Raw genomic sequence first — 23,480 nt, 5'->3', positions numbered from 1 at the left:
AATTCTACAATCGGGGCAGTATAACCAGCTTGACCGTACAGATGGATCCATCCGCTGACAGTCTTTACACCTGGCCATATTGCTGCCCATGCCGCAGCCAGCGCTCCAGCAGCGGGCTCACATGCTCCGGCCAGCGTGACAGCAATGCTTGTGCAGCATCGCGTACGGCAGGCAGCAGATCGGCATCGCGCATCAGGTCCGCGACCTTGAACTGCAGCAGGCCGGTCTGCCGGGTACCGAGCATTTCGCCAGGGCCGCGCAGTTCGAGGTCTTTCTCGGCAATCACGAAGCCATCGTTGGTTTCGCGCATGATGCCCAGGCGCTCTCGGCCGATCTGCGACAGTGGCGGGTGATACAGCAGTACGCAATGGCTGGCAGCGCTGCCTCGACCGACCCGACCGCGCAACTGGTGCAGTTGGGCAAGCCCCAGGCGCTCGGGGTTCTCGATGATCATCAGGCTGGCATTGGGCACGTCGACCCCGACTTCTATCACCGTGGTCGCCACCAGCAACTGCAGCGCCCCTTGCTTGAATTGGGCCATGACCGCGGCTTTCTCGGCAGGTTTCATGCGCCCGTGGATCAGACCGACGCGCAGTTCACCCAAGGCACTGGTCAGTTCCTCGTAGGAGGTTTCGGCGGCCTGGCACGTCAGCTCTTCCGATTCTTCGATCAGCGTACACACCCAGTACGCCTGGCGCCCCTGGGCACAGGCGTTGCGGACTCGTTCGACCACCTCGATGCGCCGGCTATCGGCCACCAGCACGGTATTGACGGGTGTACGCCCTGGCGGTAGTTCGTCGAGGATCGATGTATCCAGATCGGCGTAGGCACTCATTGCCAGCGTGCGCGGGATCGGGGTGGCGGTCATGATCAATTGGTGAGGGCAGAGCCGGCCACCGACGCCTTTCTGGCGCAAGGCCAGGCGCTGCTGGACGCCGAAGCGGTGCTGTTCGTCGATAATCACCAGCGCCAGGTTGTTGAACTTCACTTCGTCCTGGAACAGCGCGTGGGTACCCACCACCATAGGGGCGCCGCCGGCGATCTGTTCAAGGGCCGCGGTGCGGTTCTTGCCCTTGAGCTTGCCGGCCAGCCAGGCAACCTCGACACCCAGCGGCTCCAGCCAGCGCTTGAAGGTAACGTAGTGCTGTTCGGCGAGGATTTCGGTCGGCGCCATCAGTGCGACCTGATAGCCGGCCTCAAGCGCCTGCAAGGCGGCCAGGGCGGCGACCACGGTCTTGCCCGCGCCGACGTCGCCCTGGATCAGGCGCAGCATGGGTTCTGGCTGGCTGAGGTCATAGGCAATCTCGTTGCCGACCCGCTGTTGGGCGCCAGTGGGTGCAAAGCCCAGGTTGGCCAGGTATTGAGCGGGCAACCGACTGGCCTTGGGCAAGGCCGGCGCGCGCTGCGAGCGCAGGCTTTCGCGCAAGCGCTGTTGCGACAGTTGGTGGGTCAGGAGTTCTTCGAAGGCCAGGCGATGCTGGGCCCAGTGCTGGCCTTCGGCGAGTTCGTCCACGTCGGCATCGGCCGGTGGATGGTGCAAGTAGCGAATGGCGTCGTCCAGCGGCGCCAGGCGGTGGTCGCGGGCCAATTCCGCTGGCAGCCAGTCCGGCAGGCTGCGCGGGCCAAGCATGGCCAGGCTCTGCTGGCATAATTGCCGCAGCCGCTGCTGGGTCAGGCCTTCGGTCGTCGGGTAGATCGGGGTCAGGGTCTGCTCCACCGGGATGGCTTCATCGCCGGTCAAGGCGCGATATTCCGGGTGGTAGATTTCCAGGCCCGAGGCACCGGGGCGAGCCTCGCCATAGCAGCGCAGGTGGGTGCCGCGCTTGAGGCCATCCTTCTGCGCGTTGCTGAAATGGTAAAAGCGCAGACTCAGCACGCCGGTCCCGTCGCCAAGGCGCACCAACAGGCTGCGGCGCTTGCCCATGACCACGTCGGTGCCGCTGACCACGCCTTCGATCACTGCATCCTGGCCGGGACGCAGCGCGCCGATCGGCACCACGCGGGTGCGGTCCTGATAACGCAAGGGCAGGTGAAACAGCACGTCCTGAAGGTTCTCCAGGCCGACCTTGGCGAGCTTCTCGGCCATGGCCTCGCCTACGCCCTTGAGTGCCGTGACCGACACTTTCGACAACTCGGTCATGGGATCACTTACTTCGCAACAGGTGGCTTGGCCACCGAGCACAGGCGGATCGAGTCGGCAAGCAGCTCGATGGCCTTGGGCCGCGGGAAACTGGCGCGCCAGGCGATCGCAACGGTGCGGAAAGGAACCGGTGGTGACATTGGGCGCACTTCGATGATCCCGGGAGCATAGTGATGGCTGTGGACGGCCGACAGCGGCAGGATCGAGATGCCCAGGCCGGAGGCGACCATATGCCGGATTGTCTCCAGCGAGCTGGACTCCACTGTCGTGTGCTTGGCGCCGTCGTTGCCCTTGGCCAAGGTGGGGCAGGCTTCCAGCACTTGATCGCGGAAACAATGGCCTTCGCCGAGCAGCAACAGGCTCTTGTCGTTGAGCAGGCTGGCGTCGATGGTTTCCTTTTTCGTCCAGGCATGTTCGCTGGGCATCAATACGTAGAACGGTTCGTCGTACAGCGGCAGCGTCAGCACGTCGGCTTCATTGAACGGCAGGGCGATGATCACTGCATCGAGTTCCCCATTGCGCAGCTTGTCGCGCAGCACGTGGGTGAAGTTTTCTTCGATGTACAACGGCATCTGCGGGGCAGCCCGGTGCAATTGCGGGATCAGGTGCGGGAACAGGTAGGGCCCCACGGTATAGATCGCGCCAACCTTGAGCGGTGCGGTCAGCTGGTTCTTGCCCGCCTGGGCCAGCTCGCGAATACCCTGGGCCTGCTCAAGGACCTTCTGGGCTTGCGCCACGATTCCCTCGCCAACCGGCGTCAGGCGCACGGCACTTTTGCTGCGCTCGAAAATCAGCACGCCGAGTTCGTCTTCAAGCTTCTTGACCCCGACCGACAGGGTCGGCTGGCTGACATGGCAACGCTCGGCCGCATGGCCGAAGTGCTGTTCCTGGGCGAGGGTGACGATGTAGCGCAATTCTGTGAGAGTCATAACGGGCGTCCATGAATTTGCCGCCCCAGCATAGCGGCTGCAATCGATAGACGCACGTTATCAGCCTTGGCTCCGTATGTCAGAACCAAGGGATCAGCGTTTATCCAGCGAATAAACGAAAGGTGCGACCACTTCCAGGCTGCCGTTGTTGAGCAGTTCCTTGGGTGGCGGGGGCAGCGGCTGCGCCTTGCGGATCATTTCCAGGGTCGCCCGGTCCAGCGATGCGCTACCCGAACCACCGGCCAGCGAGTACGACAGTACCTTGCCTTCGGCATCCACCACGAAGCGCAAGCGGCTGACCCCTTGCATGCCGCGACGGCGGGCGTCCTCCGGGTACTTCTTGTACTTGCTCAAGTGGCGTAGCAGATCGCTCTGCCAGGTCGGCCTGGCATTGCTTTGCGACGCGATGCTGGGTGCCGGTGCTGCCGATTTCTGCACAGGCGCAGTGCTCGGTGGCGTATCGACCGTTTCCTCTTCAGCCGGTTTTTCCTGTGGCGGCTCCGGTTTCTTCACCGGGGCCGGTGGCTGCGGCTTGGCTTTTGGCTTGGCCGGCTTGGGTATGGCGATCTTCGGCTTGGGGGCTTCGGCCAGTTTCGGCAGCGGCGGCTCCTCGATCGGCGTTGGCGGCTGGGGCGGCGTCACCACCTTGGGCGGAGGTGGCGGTGCGGGCTCCGGCATCGGCGCCATTTCGACCATCATCGCCGCCGGTGGCAATTCGAGCACCGGTGGGACAGACCATTTCAGCGCCACGATCATGGCGATGGCATGGACGCCCAGCACGACCGCCAGACTACCGCTATAACGCGTCAGCTTTTGGCGCGTCGTGATCATTTCTTCGCTGCCGTCTCTAGACCAACCAGGCCGACCTTGAGGTAGCCGGCCGTGCGCAAGGCATTCATGACGTCCATCAGATCGCCGTAGTCCACGCCTTTGTCGGCCTGGAAGAAGATCGTGGTGTCCTTGTCGCCCTTGGTCTTGGCATCAAGCGCTGGACCCAGTTGAGCACGTTCGACCTTCTCTTCGCCGATGAACAGATTCTGGTCCGCCTTGACGCTCAGGAAGATCGGCTTTTCCGGCCTTGGCGCAGGTTTTGCGGTCGAGGCGGGCAAGTCCACCTTGATATCGACGGTTGCCAGCGGCGCTGCCACCATGAAGATGATCAGCAGTACCAGCATCACGTCGATAAACGGCGTCACGTTGATTTCGTGGTTCTCGGCGAGATCGTCGCCGCCTTCGTTCAGATGCAGGCCCATGGTTTACCCCACTTTCACCATGTGCGGCTGGGCATTACGCTCACCCGGCTGGTGGTCGAGGTCGCGGCTGACCAGCAGCAGAACGTGCGCGGATGCATCCGATACCTGTGCCTTGTAGCCGGCGATGGAGCGTGCGAAGACGTTGTAGATGACGACCGCAGGGATCGCCGCAACCAGGCCCAGGGCGGTTGCCAGCAGCGCTTCGGCGATACCGGGGGCAACCACGGCGAGGTTGGTGGTCTGGGTCTTGGCGATGCCGATGAAGCTGTTCATGATGCCCCATACGGTGCCGAACAGGCCGACGAAGGGTGCTGTCGAGCCGATGGTGGCCAGTACGCCGGTGCCGCTGCTCATGTTGCGGCCGCAGGCGGCCACCAGGCGCTCCAGGCGGAAGCTGACGCGTTCCTTGATACCTTCTTTTTCGCGAGCGCTGGCCGACAGGTGCATTTCTTCCAGGGCATCATGGACCAGCAGGTGGGCCAGGGTGCCGGCTTTTTGCGCAGTGTCGCTGGCGTCTTTCAAGCTGGCGGCTTTTTTCAGGTGAGCGATTTCAACACGCAGACGACGCTTGGCGCCCATCAACTCCAGGCCCTTGGCGATCCAGATGGTCCAGGTAATGATCGAGGCGATTGCAAGGCCGATCATGACGGCCTTCACCACGACGTCGGCATTCTGGTACATGCCCCATGGGGACAGGTCGTGGGCCATGCCCAGGCTGTTGTCCTCGACCAGCGCCTCAGTGGCGTCGCTTGCGGCATTCTCGGTGCCGGACGCATTTTCTACTGCCGGTGCCGGTGCCGGTGCAGTATCAGCGGCAGGAGCAACGACTGCAGGCGTGGTGGCGGGGGCGACAGGTTCATCCGCAGACACGGCCGGGGTCAGCATCAGGCCAAGCAACAGGGCAGCGATACCGCGCCATGCGCGAGGCTGGCGAGATAGCTTGGTTGGCGAAGCGGAGGGTTGATTGCGTGTCATGCTGGCCGGACCTGAGAAGAAGAATGAGGTGGTTGTCCTTCGAGGCCTCGAGGCGGGGCCGAGAACAAATGGGAGGGCATTATTGCAATTAATTCTTGTTAGCAGAAGTAATACAGTTACTTATTTTTAATTTTAGCTAGCCGCCTATCGAACTCTCCAGATAGGCTGAGCCTTTGTCAGAGGAGTCGCAAGATGCCTGCCCCTACCGTTCTGATTGCTGGCTGTGGTGACGTCGGCAGCCGCCTGGCCAGGCAATTGCTGGAAGAAAACTGGTCGGTACATGGCCTGCGCAGGACGACTGCCCGACTGCCGCAAGGGGTGATCGGAGTGGCGGGGGACCTGTTCGCCGAGCAGTGCCCGGCAGCCTGGCCAAGCGGCCAGATCGACTATCTGGTGTATTGCGCTGCAGCCAGCAGCCACGACGAGGAAGGTTACCGGGCCGCTTACATCGATGGCCTGGCCCATGTGTTTGCTTGGCTCAAGCAGCATGCTCAGCGGCCACGACGGGTTCTGTTCGTTTCCAGCAGCAGTGTTTATGGCCAGCAGCAGGGGGAATGGATCGACGAAACCTCGGCCACGCTGCCAAGCGGCTTTTCCGGACGGCTAATGCTCGAGGCCGAGCGCCTTGCCAAGGGCTGCGGGCATGCGGCCAGCGTGGTGCGGTTGACGGGTATTTATGGGCCGGGCCGTGAGTCGTTCATGAACAACGTCCGGCAAGGTTATCGGGTGGCAGTCGAGCCGCCGCTGTATGGCAATCGCATCCATGTCGAGGATGCCGCTGGCCTGCTGGCATATCTGCTGCAAGCCGATGCACGCGGCGAAGCCATGGAAGACTGTTACATAGGCGTGGATGACGACCCGGCGGCCCTGGCCGACGTGGTTGACTGGCTGCGCGAACGCATGGGCGTCACCCAATGGTCGTCTGAGGTCAGCGTGCGCCGTACCGGCAGCAAGCGCTGCAGCAATGCACGTGCCCGGGCGCTGGGTTGGGTTCCGGCCTATCCGACGTTCAGGGAAGGTTATGCAGCGATTCTCGAGGGGAAGTAGGCGCTGCGGGAGCGGTTGACGGCCCGTCGCGGCCAGGGCCGCTCCCACAGGTTTGCAAACGGTCGCAATTGCGACTTTATTCCTTTTCCAGCAGCCAGCGGCGGGTGCCGGGATGGAGGTCAGGCATTTCATCGGCTTTGGCCTGATTGACGGCCTGGAGAATTTCCAGCTGGTCGCCCTGGCGCACGAAAATCCAGGGGTTGCCTTGTTTGTTCTGTTCCAGCCAGAGGCTGTCGAACTCTCCGCTCATGGCGGCGCAATCACCTGCCAGGCACAGGGCATAGCGGTCCGTGTTTGGCAGGCCTTCGATGCGACCATCGGATTGGAAGCGCACGACGGCACCTTCGCCCGGCCCTTCGGCGATTTTCCAGTCACCCCCCAGGTAGGCGGCATACAGGGCTTGTTCGAAGCTGGCGCCAGGTGGTGCTCCAGCGGGCGCGGGGTTTTTCGGGCGCTGGAAGCTTTGCTCCTGCCCGGATTCAGTGGCGGCTTGAATCAGTTCATCGTCGTCCAGGGTCAGGGATTCTTCATAGTTGCCATAGAAGTCCACTTTCCACTGATCGCCGTCGGCTTTCAATGTGCCGTCGCCCAGCTCGAAGCCGTTGCTGAAGGTGGCCTGCGCGGCCGGGACATTGACTCGCCATTCGAAATTGGGGCCATTGGCGAGCAGAGCCTGGCGTAGATTGACGCCTTTGGCGGCCGCATCGATAGCATTCTGGTTGATCCAGACACCATTGACGTCTCGGTTGGCGTGGCTGGCGCAGCCGCTCAAGAGTGCGGCCAGCAGCGATAGGGCAAGCGCGTAGCGCATAGCGGGGGTCCTTCCGGGAGGTTCAGAGGCGGCGAAGCGCGAGTGGCTTCGCCGCAGGGGCGTTACTCGAGGACCAGGATCGCGTCCATTTCGACCTGCGAACCGCGTGGCAGGGCAGCCACGCCAATGGCAGCGCGGGCAGGGTATGGCTGTTCGAAATAACGGCCCATGACTTCGTTGACCTTGGCGAAGTGGCTCAGGTCGGTCAGGAAGATGTTCAGCTTGACGATGTCCTTGAAGGAGCCGCCGGCTGCTTCAGCAACGGCTTTCAGGTTTTCGAAGACCTGGACGGTCTGGGCTTCGAAGCCTTCGACCAATTCCATGGTTTTCGGGTCCAGGGGGATTTGACCGGACATGTAGACGGTATTGCCAGCCTTGATCGCCTGGGAATAGGTGCCGATGGCAGCAGGGGCCTTGTCGCTGGTGATGACGGTCTTGGTCATGGATGACTCCTTGGAAGTGGCTGACTACGCACGCATGCGAGTGATGCGGATTACCCCGGTCAGGGCGCGTAACTTTTTGATCACGCGGGCCAGGTGCACGCGGTCGTGCACGCTGACCACCAGTTGGACCACGCTGATGCGACCATCGCGCTCGTCCATGCTGATTTTTTCGATATTGCCGTCTGCGGCGTTGACGCTGCTGGCCAACAAGGCAATCAGGCCGCGCTGGTGCTCCAGCTCGACGCGCAATTCGACATTGAATTCGCCGGTGACATCCTTGGCCCAGGACAGCTGGATGCACTTTTCATGATTGTGGCGAATTTCACTGATGTTCCGGCAGTTTTCCAGATGCACGACCATGCCCTTGCCGGCCGAAAGGTGCCCGACGATCGGGTCGCCCGGGATCGGCGTACAGCATTTGGCATAGCTGAGCACCAGGCCTTCGGTACCACGGATGGCCAGCGGGCCTTCCGGGCTGGGTAGATGTTCGCCGTCGCTGGCAAGCAGGCGCCGGGCGACCACATAGGCCATGCGGTTGCCCAGGCCGATATCTTCGAGCAGGTCTTCGATCAACTCCAGGCGGTACTCGGCGAGCATGGCGTTCACGCGCTCGGGTGGAATCTTGTCCAGGGCACTGTCGAAGCCATTGAGCACCTTGTTCAACAGGCGTTCGCCCAGGCTGATGGATTCGGAGCGCCGCTGCAGCTTTAGCGCATGGCGGATGTGTGTGCGCGCCTTGCCGGTGACCACGAAGTTGAGCCATGCCGGGTTCGGTCTCGCGCCGGGAGCACTGACGATCTCGACCGTCGAGCCACTTTGCAGAGGTTCGGACAGGGGAGCCAGGCGCCGGTTGATCCGACAGGCAATGCAGCTGTTGCCGACGTCGGTGTGTACCGCGTAGGCAAAGTCGATGGCCGTGGAGCCCTTGGGCAGCTCCATGATCCGGCCTTTGGGCGTGAAGACATAGACCTCGTCCGGGAACAGGTCGATCTTCACGCTTTCGATGAATTCCAGGGAATTGCCGGCACGTTGCTGCATTTCCAGGACACCCTTGACCCACTGGCGGGCGCGGGCATGGGTGCCCTTGGGTTGTTCGTCGTCGCTGGACTTGTACAACCAGTGAGCAGCAATGCCGTTGTTGGCCATCTCTTCCATTTCGCGGGTGCGGATCTGGATTTCGATGGGTACCCCGTGCATTCCGAACAGGGTGGTATGCAGCGATTGATAGCCGTTGGCCTTGGGAATTGCGATGTAGTCCTTGAAGCGTCCCGGCAACGGTTTGTACAGATTGTGCACGGCACCCAGCACCCGATAGCAGGTGTCGACCTTGTCGACGATGATCCGGAACGCATAGACGTCCATGATCTCGTTGAAGGCCCGACGCTTGCCGCGCATTTTCTTGTAGATGCCGTAGATGTGTTTCTGCCGGCCGCTGACTTCACCTTCGATGCCGTCGACCGCCAGACAGTGGCTGAGCGACTCTTCGATCTTGTTGACGATTTCCTTGCGGTTGCCCCGGGCACGTCTGACCGCCTGGTAAATGCGTGCCGAGCGCATCGGGTACATGGCCTTGAAACCCAGGTCTTCGAATTCCACGCGCACATTGTGCATGCCCAGGCGGTTGGCGATGGGGGCGTAGATTTCCAGGGTTTCCTTGGCGATGCGCCGGCGTTTTTCGCCGGAGAGCACTTCCAGGGTGCGCATGTTGTGCAGCCGGTCGGCCAGCTTGACCAGGATCACGCGGATATCACGCGCCATGGCCATGGCCATCTTCTGGAAGTTTTCGGCTTGTGCTTCGGCCTTGGTCTCGAAGTTCATCTGGGTCAGCTTGCTGACCCCGTCGACCAGTTCGGCGACGGTCTCGCCAAACTGCGCCGATAGCGCTTCCTTGGCGATGCCGGTGTCTTCGATGACGTCGTGCAGCATGGCAGCCATCAGGCTTTGATGATCCATGTGCATGTCGGCAAGGATATTGGCCACCGCCAGCGGGTGCGTGACGTAGGCTTCGCCGCTGCGACGGCGTTGGCCGTCGTGGGCTTGTTCGGCGTAGAAGTACGCTCGGCGAACCAGGTTGACCTGGTCTTTGCCGAGGTAGGTCGAGAGGCGATCGGCGAGGGCGTCTATGCTCGGCATGGAAATACCTCCCGCCGATGGATATGACCCTGCGCCGTACTACGTCGACCAGGCATGGACTCAGACGGCCTCGTTGGCCTCGTCCTCGAACGCGGCGAAGAGCGGTTCGTCTTCAACGATTTCAGCTTCGGCGATGGCTGCGTAGTCGATCAGGCCTTCGGCGATTTCACGCAAGGCCACAACTGTAGGCTTGTCGTTTTCCCATGCTACTTTCGGCTCTTTGCCGCCGGTAGCCAGCTGACGGGCACGCTTGGTAGAGAGCATGACCAGCTCAAAGCGGTTATCCACGTGTTCTAGACAGTCTTCAACGGTTACGCGGGCCATGGTCTTCCTCGTAGCAAATGCAGTATGCGCGCAGCCCGGATGGGCGAGCGGACTCGATAGTTTAAAAAAACACCAGCATTTAGGGAAGCGCTGATTTTGTTGGAGACTTCCCCAAGGCTCTGCAATCGGCCTTTCAGGGCGCTGATTGCAGCTTGGAAAGTTTTTTTCAGGCGAGCAACTGGCTGAGCAGGTCGTTGAAACGCTGCTGTTGCGGCTTTTGCTGTAACCGATTGGCGCGGAAAATCGCCTTCAGGTCTTCCAGGGCAACAGCGAAATCGTCGTTGATCACCAGGTAATCGTACTCGGCATAGTGGCTCATCTCGCTGACCGCTTCGCGCATCCGGCCTTCGATGATCTCGTCGCTGTCCTGGCCGCGGTTGGTCAGGCGCTGACGCAGTGCCTGCTGGGTCGGCGGCAGGATGAAAATCGAACGCGCCTCGGGCATCAGCTTGCGTACCTGCTCGGCGCCTTGCCAGTCGATTTCCAGGATCAGGTCGTAGCCATCGTCGAGCGTTTGTTGCAGGGTGCTTTGCGAAGTGCCGTACAGGTTGCCGAAGACTTCGGCCTGCTCCAGAAAATCACCGTGCTCGATCATGCGCACGAATTCGGCACGATCGACGAAGTGGTAGTTCACCCCATCGGCTTCGCCCGGACGCATGGCCCGCGTGGTGTGCGAGACAGAGACGCGAATGTTCGGCTGGGCGTCGATCAAAGCCTTGACCAGGCTGGTCTTGCCCGCGCCAGACGGGGCGGAAACGATAAACAGGGTGCCGGTGCTGTGGTTCATGTTCTTACTCAATGTTTTGCACTTGTTCACGCATCTGCTCGATCAACACCTTGAGGTTGACTGCAGACTGGGTGCTACGCGGATCGAAGGCTTTGGAGCCCAGGGTGTTTGCTTCGCGGTTGAGTTCCTGCATCAGGAAGTCCAGGCGTCGGCCTGCGGCGCCACCGGCCTTGAGAACCCGGCGTACTTCATTGATGTGAGTGCTCAGCCGGTCCAGTTCTTCGGCGACATCGCTCTTTTGCGCCAGCAGGACCATTTCCTGCTCCAGGCGTTGCGGGTCCAGCTCGGCCTGCATATCGGCAAAGCGGTCGAGGACCTTTTGCCGTTGGGTCGCCAGCATCTGCGGGACCATGACACGCAGGGTGGCGACTTCGCCGGTCATGCTGTCCAGTCGTTCGTTGATCAGGCGAGCCAGTTCGGCGCCTTCGCGGTCGCGACCGTTCTTGAGTTCTTTGAGCGCCTCGCCAAACAGGACAAGTGCTTCGTTGTTCAGGGCTTGAGGGTCGGTTGCGTCGGCCACCAGCACGCCCGGCCAGGCCAGTACTTCCAGCGGGTTGAGTGCCGCGGGTTGTTTGATCAGGCTGGCTACGGTTTCGGCGGCTGCGACAAGTTGCGCAGCACGTTCGCGATCGACCTGCAGCGGCTTGCCGGCGGTTTCCTCGGTATAGCGCAGCGTGCACTCTACCTTGCCGCGTGACAGCCCCTGGCGCAGGGCTTCGCGCACCGCGCCTTCGAGGTCGCGCAGGGCTTCGGGCAGGCGCAGGTGCGGCTCGAGGTAGCGATGATTGACCGAGCGCAACTCCCAGCTGAGGGTGCCCTGGGTACCGGCCTGCTCGACGCGGGCAAAGGCGGTCATGCTGTGCACCATGGGAAGTACCTCGCAGATGAGTGAAGGGAGCCGACAGGCCGTTGAGGCGCAGGATTGTAGCGCAGTGCGGCAGATGCACCCAATGGACTGATGTTACAAACAGTCGGGTGGGGCCTGAAAAAAACCGACGGGCGCCTTGAAGCGGCTGCTGGTGGGGAGGTATCCGACGGCTGGTCGGTCACCGGGTTTTTTTTAGATGTGCCCAGTCCGGCTCGCGGGCTCTATAATGCTGGCAGATTTTTCGTCCCAGTACAGGTACTCGCCAATGAAACGTCCAAGTGGTCGCGCTGCCGATCAGCTCCGCTCGATCCGCATCACCCGCAACTACACCAAGCATGCCGAGGGATCCGTACTGGTCGAGTTCGGAGACACCAAGGTTATTTGCACGGTCAGCGTCGAGAACGGCGTGCCGCGGTTTCTCAAGGGGCAGGGCCAGGGCTGGCTGACGGCCGAGTACGGCATGCTGCCGCGCGCCACTGGCGAGCGCAACCAGCGCGAAGCCAGCCGTGGCAAGCAAGGTGGTCGCACCCTCGAAATCCAGCGCCTGATCGGCCGCTCCCTGCGCGCTGCGCTGGACATGAGCAAGCTTGGCGACATCACCCTGTACGTTGACTGCGACGTGATTCAGGCGGACGGCGGTACTCGCACCGCTTCGATTACCGGCGCCATGGTCGCGCTGGTCGATGCACTGAAAGTGGTCAAGAAGCGTGGTGGCCTGAAGGCCGGCGACCCGCTCAAGCAAATGATCGCCGCCGTTTCGGTGGGCATGTACCAGGGCGAGCCGGTCCTGGACCTGGACTACCTGGAAGACTCTGCCGCCGAAACCGACCTCAACGTGGTCATGACCAGCACCGGTGGTTTCATCGAAGTGCAGGGTACCGCCGAAGGTGCTCCGTTCCAGCCTGAAGAGCTCAATGCCATGCTGGATCTGGCGAAAAAAGGCATGCGCGACATCTTCGAGATGCAGAACGCCACGCTGGCTGACTGATTCGACATCGCCAGGGATCGCCCCATGACTGACGAACTGCTGCCCACGCCGAGCGCCGAAGCGCGCCAGTGGGCCATGTTTTGCCATCTCGCGGCATTTTGCGGGCTGGTGTTTCCCTTCGGCAGCTTGCTGGGGCCGTTGATCATGTGGCAGTGGAAGAAGGATCTCGATCTCTTCGTCGATGCCCAGGGCAAGGAAGCGCTGAACTTTCAGATTACGGTAGCCATCGTTTCGATGATCTGCTTCGTGCTGATGTTCGTGCTTGTCGGGTTCGCTCTGTTCGGCCTGGTGGTGATCGCAGCGGCAATATTGACCATCATTGCGGCCATCAAGGCCAATGAAGGGCACCCGTACCGCTATCCGTTCACCTGGCGGTTGATCAAATAACGCCCTTCTCTGCACCTACAAAAAAGCCGACCTTGAGTCGGCTTTTTTGCGTCTGGCTGCAGCCTAGATGGTCAGCGTCCAGTCATAGTCCACGATCAGCGGAGCATGCTGGGAAAACCGTGGCTGACGCGGCAGGCGTGCACTGCGTACGAAGCGACGCAGCCCAGGGGTCAGCAGCTGGTAGTCGAAACGCCAGCCCAGGTTGAGCATCTCGGCCTGCTCGTTGTCCGGCCACCAGCTGTACTGATCGCCTTCACGATTGACTTCGCGCAGGGCATCGACATAACCCATGTTGCCGACAATCTCGTCCATCCAGGCCCGTTCCGGCGCCAGGAAGCCCGGAGACTGCTGGCTGTCGCGCCAGTTCTTGATGTCGAGCTTCTGCTGCGCCACATACAGGGAGCCGCAGTAGATGTACTCGCGACGTTTACGCCGTTGTTTGTCCAGATAACGGGCGAAGTCGTCCATTAGCTTGAACTTTTGATTCAAGTCTTCATCGCCGTTCTGCCCTGATGGAAGCAGCAAGGTCGCGATGCTGACCTTGTCGAAGTCGGCCTGCAGGTAGCGCCCGTAGCGGTCGGCTGTCTCGAAGCCCAGGCCGCTGATAACTGCCTTCGGTTGCAGCCGCGAGTAAAGTGCCACGCCGCCTTGGGCGGGAACTTCGGCATCGCAGGCATAAAGGAAGTAGCCATCCAGTTGGAAGGCTGGGTCGTCCAGTTCAAAGGCAGAGGCGCGGGTGTCCTGCAGGCAGATGACGTCGGCATTCTGGGCTTGCAGCCAACTGAGCAAACCACGCTCGACTGCAGCCTGAATACCATTAACGTTCACACTGATGATCCGCATAAATGGCCCCAAAAATCTCGTGCGTGTATGATACCCGAGCTCCACCCAATTAGCTAAATCCGTGGTATTCGGGACTTTTTCATGCAGCCGTATCAGCGCGACTTCATTCGTTTTGCCATCGATCGTGGGGTTCTGCGCTTCGGTGAATTCACTCTGAAATCGGGGCGTACAAGCCCGTATTTCTTCAATGCCGGCCTGTTCAACACCGGTTCTGCCCTGGCGCAACTGGGTCGATTCTACGCGGCGGCCATCGTCGAGAGCGGTATTTCCTTCGATGTGCTGTTCGGCCCGGCCTACAAGGGTATCCCCCTGGCGGCCGCAACGGCGGTAGCCCTGGCCGAGCATCATCAGCTCGATGTGCCGTGGTGCTTCAACCGCAAGGAAGCCAAGGCCCACGGCGAGGGCGGCAGCCTGGTGGGCTCGCCCCTGACGGGTGACGTACTGATCATCGACGACGTGATCACCGCCGGTACCGCGATCCGCGAAGTCATGCAGATCATCGAAGGCCAGAAAGCCAAGGCCGCCGGGGTTTTGATTGCCCTGAACCGCCAGGAACGTGGCAATGGCGAACTGTCGGCGATCCAGGAAGTGGAGCGTGATTTTGGTATTCCAGTGGTCAGCATCGTTTCGCTGACCCAGGTGCTGCAGTTCCTGGCCGATGACCCTCAGCTCAAGCAGCACTTGCCTGCGGTTGAGGCTTATCGGGCTCAGTACGGTATCTGAGCCATAACTGCCCCATAAAAGGCCCTGCATTGCAGGGCCTTTTATCTTGTTCCCACGCTCTGCGTGGAATACCCCCGGCGACGCTGGAGCGTCTGGCACGGCATTCCCAAGTAGCGTGGGAACGAGAAACGCGTTAGCTACTGCTGCTCAGAGGCTTCTTCCAAGGCATCAGCATCGATCAAAAAGTCCCGTGTTCACCATATGCTTATATTTTTCTAAGTTTCTCAGGTAAGTAACGTAGTCCACAAATCGAAAGGATAATAAAGCAGGAAGTTGTAGCTATCCTGGCAGCCATAACTCCTACATCTATAAATTGGATAGCTATCCACATCATAATCACTGTATGAAAGCCAGCGCACGCAATAATCAATAGATATATGTGCATGGATGACAATAATTTTGTCATCGTCAATAATAAAAATGATTTTTTTGGGAGGGAGATAGTTTGGTTTTTTTCAATTTGCACAGATATTGATCCTGGATGGGTTTGATTTCGTGAAAACCATCGTCTTCTTTCCCAAGGGGTAGGAATTGAGAAGCTGTAAGCAAAAAGCATAAAAAAAGAAAGCCATCCGATGACTGAGTTATCCTTTTCACCTACGAGAGGAATATTTCTTGTGTTGATAAAGTCCATATGGATAAACATGAAGATAAAATTATATGCCGTCACACCCCAGAATTTAGCAATAGAAAATCTACTGCCAGAAAATGCGAATCTAGCCCAAAATGAAGGTAGGTAAAACAGGATGCTGAAAAATGTAAAACCCGTATAGAAAAAGACATCTGTCATTGTTCATTTTCCCATTTTTCGCGCATTCCATTTGCTGTGATCGCGTCAGCGGTTCTGTCAAATAGGATGGCCCCTGCAGAAGTTTTTTTGTATGCTCTTTCATAGTCTGTTCGGACATGTCTAAATAGACGCCATGCATCTGGTTTTAATAACAATCTGCCGGCAACATATGCGGACATCCCCAAATCAAATGCTCCATAAGCCATATTCCCTTCAAATTCATCGCCCCCCATCCACTTGGATATACTGTGATAGGCTTTTCTTACCGGACCCTGTGTGTCTGATCGGCCTTTCAATAGGTTTCGTCCATTTTCATAAATATTGTTGGCGCCATGAGTCATCAGAAGGGAGCCAGGGAAAATACACAGCGTGCCGGCTGAGCCATAACACATACCTGCACCTAGTCCGAATTGAAGCACTCCAGCGATTACGCCAACGCCTTTTTGAGTAACTTCCCAGGACTGGCTCAGTAGGTGGTTCTGTTCGTTCTTTATTTCCTTCAGACCCTGCTCAGGACTTTTTTTGCCCTGCTCAACGTCATTTACAATGCTTCTCGCGTAATAAGAAACCTCACGGTTGAATTGTAAGCGCAGCGTGCCATCTTTAATGTGTCGAGCACCTAATGTGCAGGCTTGATTTGCCAAATAACTCGCAGCATGGCTTACTTTCCAAAAATCACAACTGCTTGGTTTGCTATTATTTTTTAACTGTCCCATTCGTCACCTCTCCATGAACTGTACCCGCTGGTTGCTGCCAGGTGGTGTGTCCAGGCGATATCGCGATAGCGAATGGCAACGTGTTCTTGAGGTTCGGCATCATTTTGAAAAATCACATGGGGCATATCAACCGTCAGGTCCGCAATAATCCCGCCACTAATCTCTACTGTGTAAAACTTCTCTTGAACGCCAAATGAAGAAACCCGATAGAAACTAATCGTACAGTTTATTTCTTCTCTATTTGAGAGCGCTTGAGCTAGCAAAGGAGATGATTTATCAACATTTTTTGTGATGATAATCGGGTTGTGTGTGGGTCTATGAACATTTCCAATATTGGCCATGTTGTGGCTGTAAGACAGCACCATGATTTCGTCGGCATGCCCCGGCTGACACTTGTTGCCAATAGAATCCTGGGTTGAGCAGCCCGCTGAAATAAGCCCTTGAGCCTTGCCCTTGATGGTCATGTAACCGTGGTTAGCCATAAGTGCCACTCCTTGTCGTCAGAGTGAGCAGTCTGGTACAAGGGGGTCAGACGTTCTGTAGGCAGGTTCCGAATGTTCTTGCGAATGGTCTGGTTAGGTGTGAAGCGCCATAAAAAAGGCCCTGCATATGCAGGGCCTTTTTTGTATTGCCAGTGATTAGTGACGCTTGCGATTGCTGATCAGTGTACCAACACCGGTATCGGTGAAGATCTCCAGCAGTACCGCATTGGGTACGCGACCGTCGATAATGTGCGAGGTGGTCACGCCGCCTTGAACCGCTTCCAGCGCGCAACGAATCTTGGGCAGCATGCCGCCGTAGATGGTGCCGTCGGCGATCAGCTCGTTGACCTGCTCGGTGGTCAGGCCGGTCAGGACCTTGCCGGTCTTGTCCATCAGGCCGGCAATGTTGGTCAGCAGCATGAGCTTCTCGGCTTTCAGTGCTTCGGCAACCTTGCCCGCCACCAGGTCGGCGTTGATGTTGTACGACTCGCCATTGGCGCCGACTCCGATCGGTGCGATCACCGGAATGAAATCACCCTTGACCAGCATGTTCAGCAGGTCGGTGTTGATCCCGACCACTTCGCCGACATGGCCGATATCGATGATTTCCGGGGTGGTCATTTCCGGGGTCTGGCGGGTGACAGTGAGCTTTTTCGCGCGAATCAGCTCGGCGTCCTTGCCGGTCAGGCCGATGGCGCTGCCGCCATGACGGTTGATCAGGTTGACGATGTCCTTGTTCACCTGGCCGCCGAGGACCATCTCCACCACGTCCATGGTCTGCGCGTCAGTCACGCGCATGCCGTCGATGAAGTGGCTCTCGATTGACAGGCGCTTGAGCAGATCGCCGATTTGTGGGCCGCCGCCGTGGACGACCACGGGGTTGATCCCGACTGCCTTCATCAGCACGACATCGCGGGCGAAGCCGGTCTTGAGCTCCTCGCTCTCCATAGCGTTGCCGCCGTATTTGATCACCAGCGTCTTGCCGACGAAGCGACGGATGTAGGGCAGCGCTTCGGACAAAACCTTGGCGACATTGGTGGCGGCATCACGTTCGAGGGTCATGCAGGGCTCCAGAGGAACAGGTAGTCGATCAATCAGAACGGTAGTTCGAGGTCAGGGGCAACAGTTTTGAGCTGGGCGTGAAAGACGTCCTTGATGCGTTGCAGCTCGTCCTCGGTATCGGCCTCGAAGCGCAGTACCAGTACCGGTGTGGTATTGGAGGCGCGAACCAGGCCCCAGCCATGGGGATAGTCGACCCGCACACCATCGATGGTGGTCAGTTCGGCTTCGCCCCACTGAGCATCTTTTTGCAACGCATCAATGATGCTGAATTTGCTCTCGTCGGTCACATCAATATTGATTTCCGGCGTAGAAATATCGTTCGGGAAGCTGGCGAACAGCTCTTCGGCGCAGCTTTCTTCCTTGCTGAGGATTTCCAGCAGGCGCGCGGCGCTGTAAATGCCGTCGTCGAAACCGTACCAGCGCTCCTTGATGAAGATATGACCGCTCATTTCGCCTGCGAGCAGGGCGCCGGTTTCCTTCATTTTCTTTTTGATCAACGAATGACCGGTCTTCCACATTAGTGGACGGCCACCGTATTCTTTGATCAATGGGGTCAGGCGGCGGGTGCATTTTACGTCGAAAATGATCTGCGCATCGGGGTTGCGCTCTACCACGTCCCTGGCGAACAGCATCAACAGCCGGTCCGGGTAGACAATGCTGCCGGTATTGGTCACTACGCCGACGCGGTCGCCGTCGCCATCGAAGGCCAGCCCCAGGTCGGCACCGGTTTCCTTGACCTTGGCGATCAGGTCTACCAGGTTTTCCGGCTTGCCCGGATCCGGGTGGTGGTTGGGGAAGTTGCCATCGACATCACAAAACAGCGGGAAGACTTCGCAGCCCAGCGCTTCGATCAGTTGCGGGGCGATGACCCCGGCGGCGCCGTTGCCGCAGTCGACTACGACCTTGAGCTTCTTCGCAAGCTTGATGTCATCGCGAATTTGCGCGAAGTAACGCTCGAGGATCTCGACCTTCTCGATACTGCCCTGGCCGCTGCTCAGGTCGTTGTTCTTGAGGCGGGTGTGCAGGGCCTGGATCTGTTCGTTGGCCAGGGTATCGCCGGCAATGACGATCTTGAAACCGTTGTAGTTGGACGGATTGTGGCTGCCGGTCAGCATGACCCCGGATTTGCCGGCCAAAACGTTGGCGGCGTAGTACAGCGCGGGGGTCGGAACCAGGCCAACGTCGCTGACGTGGCAGCCGGCATCGGCCAGGCCCTGGATCAACCGCTCTACCAACACCGGCCCGGACAGGCGGCCATCGCGACCCACGGAGACGTTCGGCTCGCCCTGGGACAAGCTTTGTGCACCAATGGCGCGGCCGATCCAGTAGGCGGTTTCGGCATGCAGGGTGTCGCCGAAGATGCCGCGAATGTCATAGGCGCGGAAGATGCTCTCGGGAAGCTGGGGTACCGCGTGTGCCATGCTGGTCATAACTGTGGGGTGCTCCAATCTCAGGAATTTCTGGTCTTAGCCAATGGTTTCGATATCGAGGGCCTTGCAGGTCGGGCGAAATTGCAGCGCAAATCGTGCCAGGCATCGCCGTCACACAGGCGCTGGACCGCTGGAACTGAACGCTTTGACGGTAATTGCACCAGAGAGTTCGTGAATCAGGCGGCCCAGTCGTCAGCGCTGCCGTTCAGGCAACGCTGAAATCGACTCCGGTGCCGCGCAATACTCCAGCGTAGTCAATGGCTGCCAGAGTGCCCGAAACCACCAACACCGCGCTGGCTTTCGTCGAAGGTTTCGACGATATCGAAATGGGCCTGTACCACCGGTACCAGCACCAATTGCGCAATGCGTTCGCCGACGGCGATGTTGAAGGCAGTCTGGCCGCGGTTCCAGCACGAGACCATCAGTTCGCCCTGGTAGTCGGAGTCGATCAGGCCGACCAGGTTGCCCAGTACGATGCCGTGCTTATGGCCAAGACCCGAGCGCGGCAGGATCATTGCGGCCAGGCCGGGGTCGCCGATATAGACCGACAGGCCGGTTGGAATCAGCAAGGTCTGGCCAGGCTCCAGGACGGTGTCTTCCTTGAGCATCGCACGCAGGTCGAGGCCGGCCGAGCCGGGCGTGGCGTACTGTGGCAGCGGGAATTCGTTGCCGATGCGTGGGTCGAGGATTTTGGCTTGTAGAGCATGCATGCGTGTTTAAACCTGGTTAAGACGGTCGGCGATGAAAGAGATCAGCTGGCGGGCAATCTTGCTCTTGCTGGTCTGGGCGAAGAGAGTTTCGTGCAACTCCCGGTCAATCACGCTGCAGGCGTTTTCCTCGCTGTTGAAGCCGATGCTGGGGTTGGCCACATCGTTGGCAACGATCAGGTCGAGGTTTTTGTCTTTCAACTTGCGTGCAGCGTAGTCGAGCAAATGTTCGGTTTCGGCGGCAAAACCGACGCTGAAGGGACGATCCGGTCGGGTGGCGATGGTCGCCAGAATGTCCGGGTTGCGCACCATCTGCAGTAGCAGGCCGTCGCCGCTCGTAGGGTCTTTCTTTAGTTTTTGTGGTGCAACGACTTCTGGGCGGTAGTCAGCAACGGCTGCCGAGGCGATGAAAAGGTCGCACGGGATCGCTGCTTCACAGGCAGCGAGCATGTCGCGGGCACTGACCACGTCGATGCGCGTGACCCGGTCGGGTGTCGCCAAATGCACGGGGCCGGTGATCAGTGTCACGCGGGCACCGGCCTCGACAGCGGCCTCGGCCAGGGCAAAGCCCATTTTGCCGGAGCTGTGGTTGGTGATGTAACGCACCGGGTCGATGTTTTCCTGGGTGGGGCCGGCGGTGATCAGCACGTGCTTGCCGGTCAGCGATTGACGCTGGAAGCATTCGGCGGCACAGAGAGCCAGGTCGGTCGCTTCGAGCATGCGGCCCAGGCCCACGTCGCCACAGGCCTGGCTTCCGGATGCGGGACCGAAGATCTTCAGGTCGCGGCTTTGCAACAGTTCCAGGTTTGCCTGGGTCGCGGGGTCGCGCCACATGGCCTGGTTCATGGCCGGCGCCAGGGCGACCGTGGCATCGGTGGCCAGTACCAGCGTGGTCAGCAGATCATTGGCGATGCCTTGGGCCAGGCGCGCGATCAGGTCGGCGGTGGCAGGGGCGATCAGTATCAGGTCGGCCCACTTGGCCAGTTCGATATGGCCCATTGCGGCCTCGGCGGCCGGGTCGAGCAAGTCCATATGGACGGGGTGTCCGGACAAGGCCTGCATGGTCAGAGGGGTGATGAATTCACTGCCGCCACGGGTCATGACCACGCGCACTTCGGCACCGTGCTCCAGGAGCCGGCGAACCAGTTCGGCGCTCTTGTAGGCGGCAATGCCGCCGCCGACGCCGAGAACGATGCGTTTCCGATACAGCCGCTGCATAGGCCTGCCTTTTGTTCAGTGATTGCACAACGACGACGCCGCCTCCCAGGCCGGATCACCGCAAAAAAATGATGGGCTAAGATAGCACAGCGACCGCACTGGAACAGCGGCGCCCACGCACACACGGAGGTGTTATGAGTATTCGCGATTGGCCTGCCGCGGAACGCCCGCGGGAGAAACTTTTGGAGCAGGGTCCTGCCAGCCTGTCCGATGCCGAGTTGCTGGCAATCTTTCTGCGTACCGGCGTCAGTGGCCGTAGTGCCGTCGACCTGGCGCGACATCTGCTGAACAAGTTCGCAAGCCTGCGGGCACTGCTCGAGGCCGATCAAGTCAGCTTCAGTCAGGAGCTTGGCCTGGGGCCAGCCAAGTACGCACAACTGCAGGCCGTGCTGGAAATGGCCCGGCGTCACCTGGCCGAACGCTTGCGGCGTGACTCTGCCCTGGAAAGCCCTCAGGCTGTGCGCGATTACCTCAAGGCGCAGTTGCGCCATGAGCTGCACGAAGTGTTTGGCTGCCTGTTCCTGGACAGCAAGCACCGTGTGCTGGGCTTCGAGGCCCTGTTTCGCGGCTCGATCGACAGTGCCAGTGTCTACCCGCGACAGGTGATCAAGCGCGCCCTGGCCCACAACGCGGCCGCGCTGATTCTTTGTCACAACCATCCTTCCGGCGTTGCCGAGCCAAGTCAGGCCGACCGTGTACTGACCCGGCGCCTCAAGGAGGCGCTGGCGCTGATCGACGTCAGGGTGCTCGATCACTTCATCATTGGAGAGGGAGAACCCCTATCGATGGCCGAGTACGGCTGGCTTTAGGTTCAGGGCGATACGCTGACCCTGGAAAAGTCCTGGCGCCCGAACGGACTGGCCTGATAGCCCTGGACTTCCTTGCGGGTCAGCGCGAAAGCCGTCGGGTGCGCCAATGGCAGCCAGAGCGCCTGCTGCTGGATTTGCGCCTGGGCCTGCTGGTACAGCTTGCTGCGAACACCTTGCTCACTGGTGGTTTTGCCGGCACTGATCAGCTTGTCCAGGCCCTGATCGCAGTAACGGGCGAAATTGGTGCCCGACTGCACGGCCGGGCAGGAAAATTGCGGGGTCAGGAAGTTGTCCGGGTCGCCGTTGTCGCCGGCCCAGCCCATGAACAGCAGATCATGTTCGCCGGCCTTGGCGCGGCGAATCAGCTCGCCCCATTCGATCACGCGGATCTCGGCCTTGATGCCGACCTGGGCCAGGTCGGCCTGGAGCAATTGCGCGCCCAGGCTTGGGTTCGGATTGAGCAGGCTGCCCGCAGGGCGGGTCCAGATCGTCGTGGCAAAGCCATCCTTCAGGCCTGCCTTGGCCAGCAGCTCGCGGGCCTTGGGCGGGTCATGGGCATAGCCCGGCAGGTCCTTGGCATAGCTCCAGGTGCTGGGCGGGTAGGGGCCATTGGCGGATGTGGCGGTTCCCTCGAATACGGCCTTGAGGTAATTGTTTTTGTCGAAGGCCAGGTTAATGGCCTGGCGGACTTCGGGTTTGTCCAGTGGCGGATGCTGGGTGTTGATGGCGAGAAATGCCGTCATGAACGCATCGGCTTTTTCGATTTTGAGCGCCGGATCCTGGCTTGCTGCGGTGATATCCAGCGGTTTGGGCGACAGTGCGATCTGGCATTCGTTGCGCCGAAGCTTCTGCAGGCGAACGTTGGCATCGGGCGTGATGGCAAAGATCAGCGGATCGACAGCGGGCTTTCCGGCAAAGTAGTCCGGGTTGGCGCGATAACGAATGCTCGCATCCTTCTGGAAGCGGTTGAAAACGAAGGGGCCGGTGCCGATCGGCTGGCTGTTGAGCTTCTGCGGTGTGCCGGCCCGAAATAACTTGTCGGCGTATTCGGCCGAATAGATCGAGGCAAAGCCCATGCTCAGGGTGGCGAGGAAGGTCGAATCCGGGTGATCCAGTAAAAAGCGCACAGTCAGTGGGTCCGGCGCGTCGATCTGTTTGATCAGGCTGGGCAATTGCATCGACTGGGCATGCGGGAAGCCGCTTTGGGCAATCTTGTGCCAGGGGTTGGCCGGGTAGAGCATGCGCTGGAAGCTGAACACGACGTCCTCGGCATTGAGGGTACGGGTTGGCTTGAAGTAGTCGGTGGTATGGAACTTGACCCCCGGGTGCAGTTTGAACTGGTAGGTCAGGCCATCGGCGGAAACCTCCCAGCTGTCCGCCAGGCTGGGTGTGAGCTTGCCCTGGCGTGCATCGAAATCGAGCAGGCGGTTCATCAGCACGTCGGCCGAGGCGTTAGTGGTTGTCAGCGAGTTATACTGGACCACGTCGAAGCCTTCCGGGCTTGCCTCGGTGCAGATACTCAATGCCGCGGCCTGGGCCAGCAAAGGGCTGAAAAGTGGGGCGAGCAACAGCGGCAAAATCGCAAGACGCATAGTTATGTTCCTTGGCTGATCGA

General features: G+C 59.7%; 24 protein-coding genes and 1 pseudogene. 5 read left to right on the top strand and 20 right to left on the bottom strand.

Annotation, left to right across the window (positions count from 1 at the left end; all coding sequences use genetic code 11):
• Nucleotides 1-64: 64 nt before the first annotated feature.
• From recG to exbB, 5 genes are all read right to left on the bottom strand, one after another.
• On the bottom strand, nt 65-2,140 hold the full coding sequence (gene recG, locus NVV94_RS26140) for an ATP-dependent DNA helicase RecG (RefSeq protein ID WP_258445152.1): 2,076 nt from the start codon (nt 2,138-2,140) through the stop codon (nt 65-67).
• An 8-nt stretch (nt 2,141-2,148) separates the two neighbouring features.
• On the bottom strand, nt 2,149-3,069 hold the full coding sequence (locus tag NVV94_RS26135; RefSeq protein WP_258445151.1) for a hydrogen peroxide-inducible genes activator: 921 nt from the start codon (nt 3,067-3,069) through the stop codon (nt 2,149-2,151).
• A 93-nt stretch (nt 3,070-3,162) separates the two neighbouring features.
• The gene (locus NVV94_RS26130; protein ID WP_258445150.1) at nt 3,163-3,900 is read right to left on the bottom strand and encodes an energy transducer TonB; all 738 of its coding nucleotides are present in this window, start codon (nt 3,898-3,900) and stop codon (nt 3,163-3,165) included.
• Entirely contained in the window at nt 3,897-4,322 is a 426-nt protein-coding gene (exbD, locus tag NVV94_RS26125; RefSeq protein WP_258445149.1) for a TonB system transport protein ExbD, read from the bottom strand. Before exbD ends, NVV94_RS26130 begins: the two co-directional genes overlap by 4 nt.
• Nucleotides 4,323-4,325: 3 nt before the next feature.
• Nucleotides 4,326-5,297 carry a tonB-system energizer ExbB gene (exbB, locus tag NVV94_RS26120; RefSeq protein ID WP_258445148.1) on the bottom strand — a complete coding sequence of 324 codons (972 nt, stop codon included), beginning with the start codon at nt 5,295-5,297 and terminating at the stop codon, nt 4,326-4,328.
• Between the two features lie 192 nt (nt 5,298-5,489).
• Between exbB and NVV94_RS26115 the strand changes: the two genes are divergently transcribed.
• Nucleotides 5,490-6,344 (top strand): SDR family oxidoreductase, encoded by an 855-nt coding sequence (locus NVV94_RS26115; protein ID WP_258445147.1) that lies wholly within the window; start codon nt 5,490-5,492, stop codon nt 6,342-6,344.
• A gap of 76 nt (nt 6,345-6,420) precedes the next feature.
• On the opposite strand, the gene NVV94_RS26110 is transcribed toward NVV94_RS26115, so the two are convergent.
• The 6 genes from NVV94_RS26110 to NVV94_RS26085 form a co-directional block, all read right to left on the bottom strand.
• Nucleotides 6,421-7,155, bottom strand: a complete 735-nt coding sequence (locus NVV94_RS26110) for a hypothetical protein (protein ID WP_258445146.1) — start codon at nt 7,153-7,155, stop codon at nt 6,421-6,423.
• A 62-nt stretch (nt 7,156-7,217) separates the two neighbouring features.
• Entirely contained in the window at nt 7,218-7,598 is a 381-nt protein-coding gene (locus tag NVV94_RS26105; protein WP_043861567.1) for a RidA family protein, read from the bottom strand.
• A gap of 24 nt (nt 7,599-7,622) precedes the next feature.
• Complete coding sequence (spoT, locus tag NVV94_RS26100) at nt 7,623-9,731, bottom strand: bifunctional GTP diphosphokinase/guanosine-3',5'-bis pyrophosphate 3'-pyrophosphohydrolase (RefSeq protein ID WP_258445145.1); 2,109 nt, start codon at nt 9,729-9,731, stop codon at nt 7,623-7,625.
• Nucleotides 9,732-9,791: 60 nt separating this feature from the next.
• On the bottom strand, nt 9,792-10,055 hold the full coding sequence (rpoZ, locus tag NVV94_RS26095; RefSeq protein WP_043192179.1) for a DNA-directed RNA polymerase subunit omega: 264 nt from the start codon (nt 10,053-10,055) through the stop codon (nt 9,792-9,794).
• A 166-nt stretch (nt 10,056-10,221) separates the two neighbouring features.
• Nucleotides 10,222-10,842 carry a guanylate kinase gene (gene gmk, locus NVV94_RS26090; protein WP_258445144.1) on the bottom strand — a complete coding sequence of 207 codons (621 nt, stop codon included), beginning with the start codon at nt 10,840-10,842 and terminating at the stop codon, nt 10,222-10,224.
• A 4-nt stretch (nt 10,843-10,846) separates the two neighbouring features.
• Entirely contained in the window at nt 10,847-11,710 is an 864-nt protein-coding gene (locus NVV94_RS26085; protein WP_258445143.1) for a YicC/YloC family endoribonuclease, read from the bottom strand.
• Between the two features lie 265 nt (nt 11,711-11,975).
• Here NVV94_RS26085 and rph point away from each other — a divergent pair, with 265 nt between their 5' ends.
• Nucleotides 11,976-12,698, top strand: coding sequence for a ribonuclease PH (gene rph, locus NVV94_RS26080; RefSeq protein WP_258445142.1), 723 nt, complete (start codon nt 11,976-11,978; stop codon nt 12,696-12,698).
• Nucleotides 12,699-12,722: 24 nt separating this feature from the next.
• Complete coding sequence (locus NVV94_RS26075; protein ID WP_258445141.1) at nt 12,723-13,085, top strand: DUF4870 domain-containing protein; 363 nt, start codon at nt 12,723-12,725, stop codon at nt 13,083-13,085.
• A gap of 63 nt (nt 13,086-13,148) precedes the next feature.
• Here NVV94_RS26075 and NVV94_RS26070 read toward each other — a convergent pair whose 3' ends face one another.
• Nucleotides 13,149-13,928, bottom strand: coding sequence for an exodeoxyribonuclease III (locus NVV94_RS26070; RefSeq protein ID WP_258445140.1), 780 nt, complete (start codon nt 13,926-13,928; stop codon nt 13,149-13,151).
• 81 nt (nt 13,929-14,009) lie between these two features.
• Here NVV94_RS26070 and pyrE point away from each other — a divergent pair, with 81 nt between their 5' ends.
• The gene (gene pyrE, locus NVV94_RS26065; RefSeq protein ID WP_258445139.1) at nt 14,010-14,651 is read left to right on the top strand and encodes an orotate phosphoribosyltransferase; all 642 of its coding nucleotides are present in this window, start codon (nt 14,010-14,012) and stop codon (nt 14,649-14,651) included.
• Between the two features lie 205 nt (nt 14,652-14,856).
• Here the strand turns inward: pyrE and NVV94_RS26060 are convergent, their stop codons facing one another.
• From NVV94_RS26060 to coaBC, 7 genes and pseudogenes are all read right to left on the bottom strand, one after another.
• On the bottom strand, nt 14,857-15,441 hold the full coding sequence (locus tag NVV94_RS26060; protein WP_258445138.1) for a hypothetical protein: 585 nt from the start codon (nt 15,439-15,441) through the stop codon (nt 14,857-14,859).
• Nucleotides 15,438-16,157 (bottom strand): DUF4225 domain-containing protein, encoded by a 720-nt coding sequence (locus NVV94_RS26055; protein WP_258445137.1) that lies wholly within the window; start codon nt 16,155-16,157, stop codon nt 15,438-15,440. The genes NVV94_RS26060 and NVV94_RS26055 overlap by 4 nt, the downstream gene beginning before the upstream one ends.
• Complete coding sequence (locus NVV94_RS26050) at nt 16,145-16,639, bottom strand: Hcp family type VI secretion system effector (protein ID WP_258445136.1); 495 nt, start codon at nt 16,637-16,639, stop codon at nt 16,145-16,147. The genes NVV94_RS26055 and NVV94_RS26050 overlap by 13 nt, the downstream gene beginning before the upstream one ends.
• A gap of 156 nt (nt 16,640-16,795) precedes the next feature.
• On the bottom strand, nt 16,796-17,701 hold the full coding sequence (gene argB, locus NVV94_RS26045; protein WP_258445135.1) for an acetylglutamate kinase: 906 nt from the start codon (nt 17,699-17,701) through the stop codon (nt 16,796-16,798).
• Nucleotides 17,702-17,733: 32 nt separating this feature from the next.
• Nucleotides 17,734-19,167 (bottom strand): annotated as a pseudogene (locus NVV94_RS26040) (phosphomannomutase/phosphoglucomutase); the annotation flags it as partial.
• Between the two features lie 218 nt (nt 19,168-19,385).
• Nucleotides 19,386-19,841 (bottom strand): dUTP diphosphatase, encoded by a 456-nt coding sequence (dut, locus tag NVV94_RS26035; protein ID WP_258445134.1) that lies wholly within the window; start codon nt 19,839-19,841, stop codon nt 19,386-19,388.
• 6 nt (nt 19,842-19,847) lie between these two features.
• Complete coding sequence (coaBC, locus tag NVV94_RS26030) at nt 19,848-21,056, bottom strand: bifunctional phosphopantothenoylcysteine decarboxylase/phosphopantothenate--cysteine ligase CoaBC (protein ID WP_258445133.1); 1,209 nt, start codon at nt 21,054-21,056, stop codon at nt 19,848-19,850.
• Nucleotides 21,057-21,190: 134 nt separating this feature from the next.
• Between coaBC and radC the strand changes: the two genes are divergently transcribed.
• Nucleotides 21,191-21,865 carry a DNA repair protein RadC gene (gene radC / locus NVV94_RS26025; RefSeq protein ID WP_258445132.1) on the top strand — a complete coding sequence of 225 codons (675 nt, stop codon included), beginning with the start codon at nt 21,191-21,193 and terminating at the stop codon, nt 21,863-21,865.
• Nucleotides 21,866-21,867: 2 nt separating this feature from the next.
• Here radC and NVV94_RS26020 read toward each other — a convergent pair whose 3' ends face one another.
• The gene (locus NVV94_RS26020) at nt 21,868-23,457 is read right to left on the bottom strand and encodes an ABC transporter substrate-binding protein (protein ID WP_258445131.1); all 1,590 of its coding nucleotides are present in this window, start codon (nt 23,455-23,457) and stop codon (nt 21,868-21,870) included.
• Between the last annotated feature and the right edge of the window lie 23 nt (nt 23,458-23,480).

Source organism: Pseudomonas sp. LS1212, assembly GCF_024741815.1.
Taxonomy (GTDB): Bacteria; Pseudomonadota; Gammaproteobacteria; order Pseudomonadales; family Pseudomonadaceae; genus Aquipseudomonas.
The sequence above is the reverse complement of the archived record's forward strand: the minus strand, read 5'-3'. Positions and strand labels throughout refer to the sequence as shown.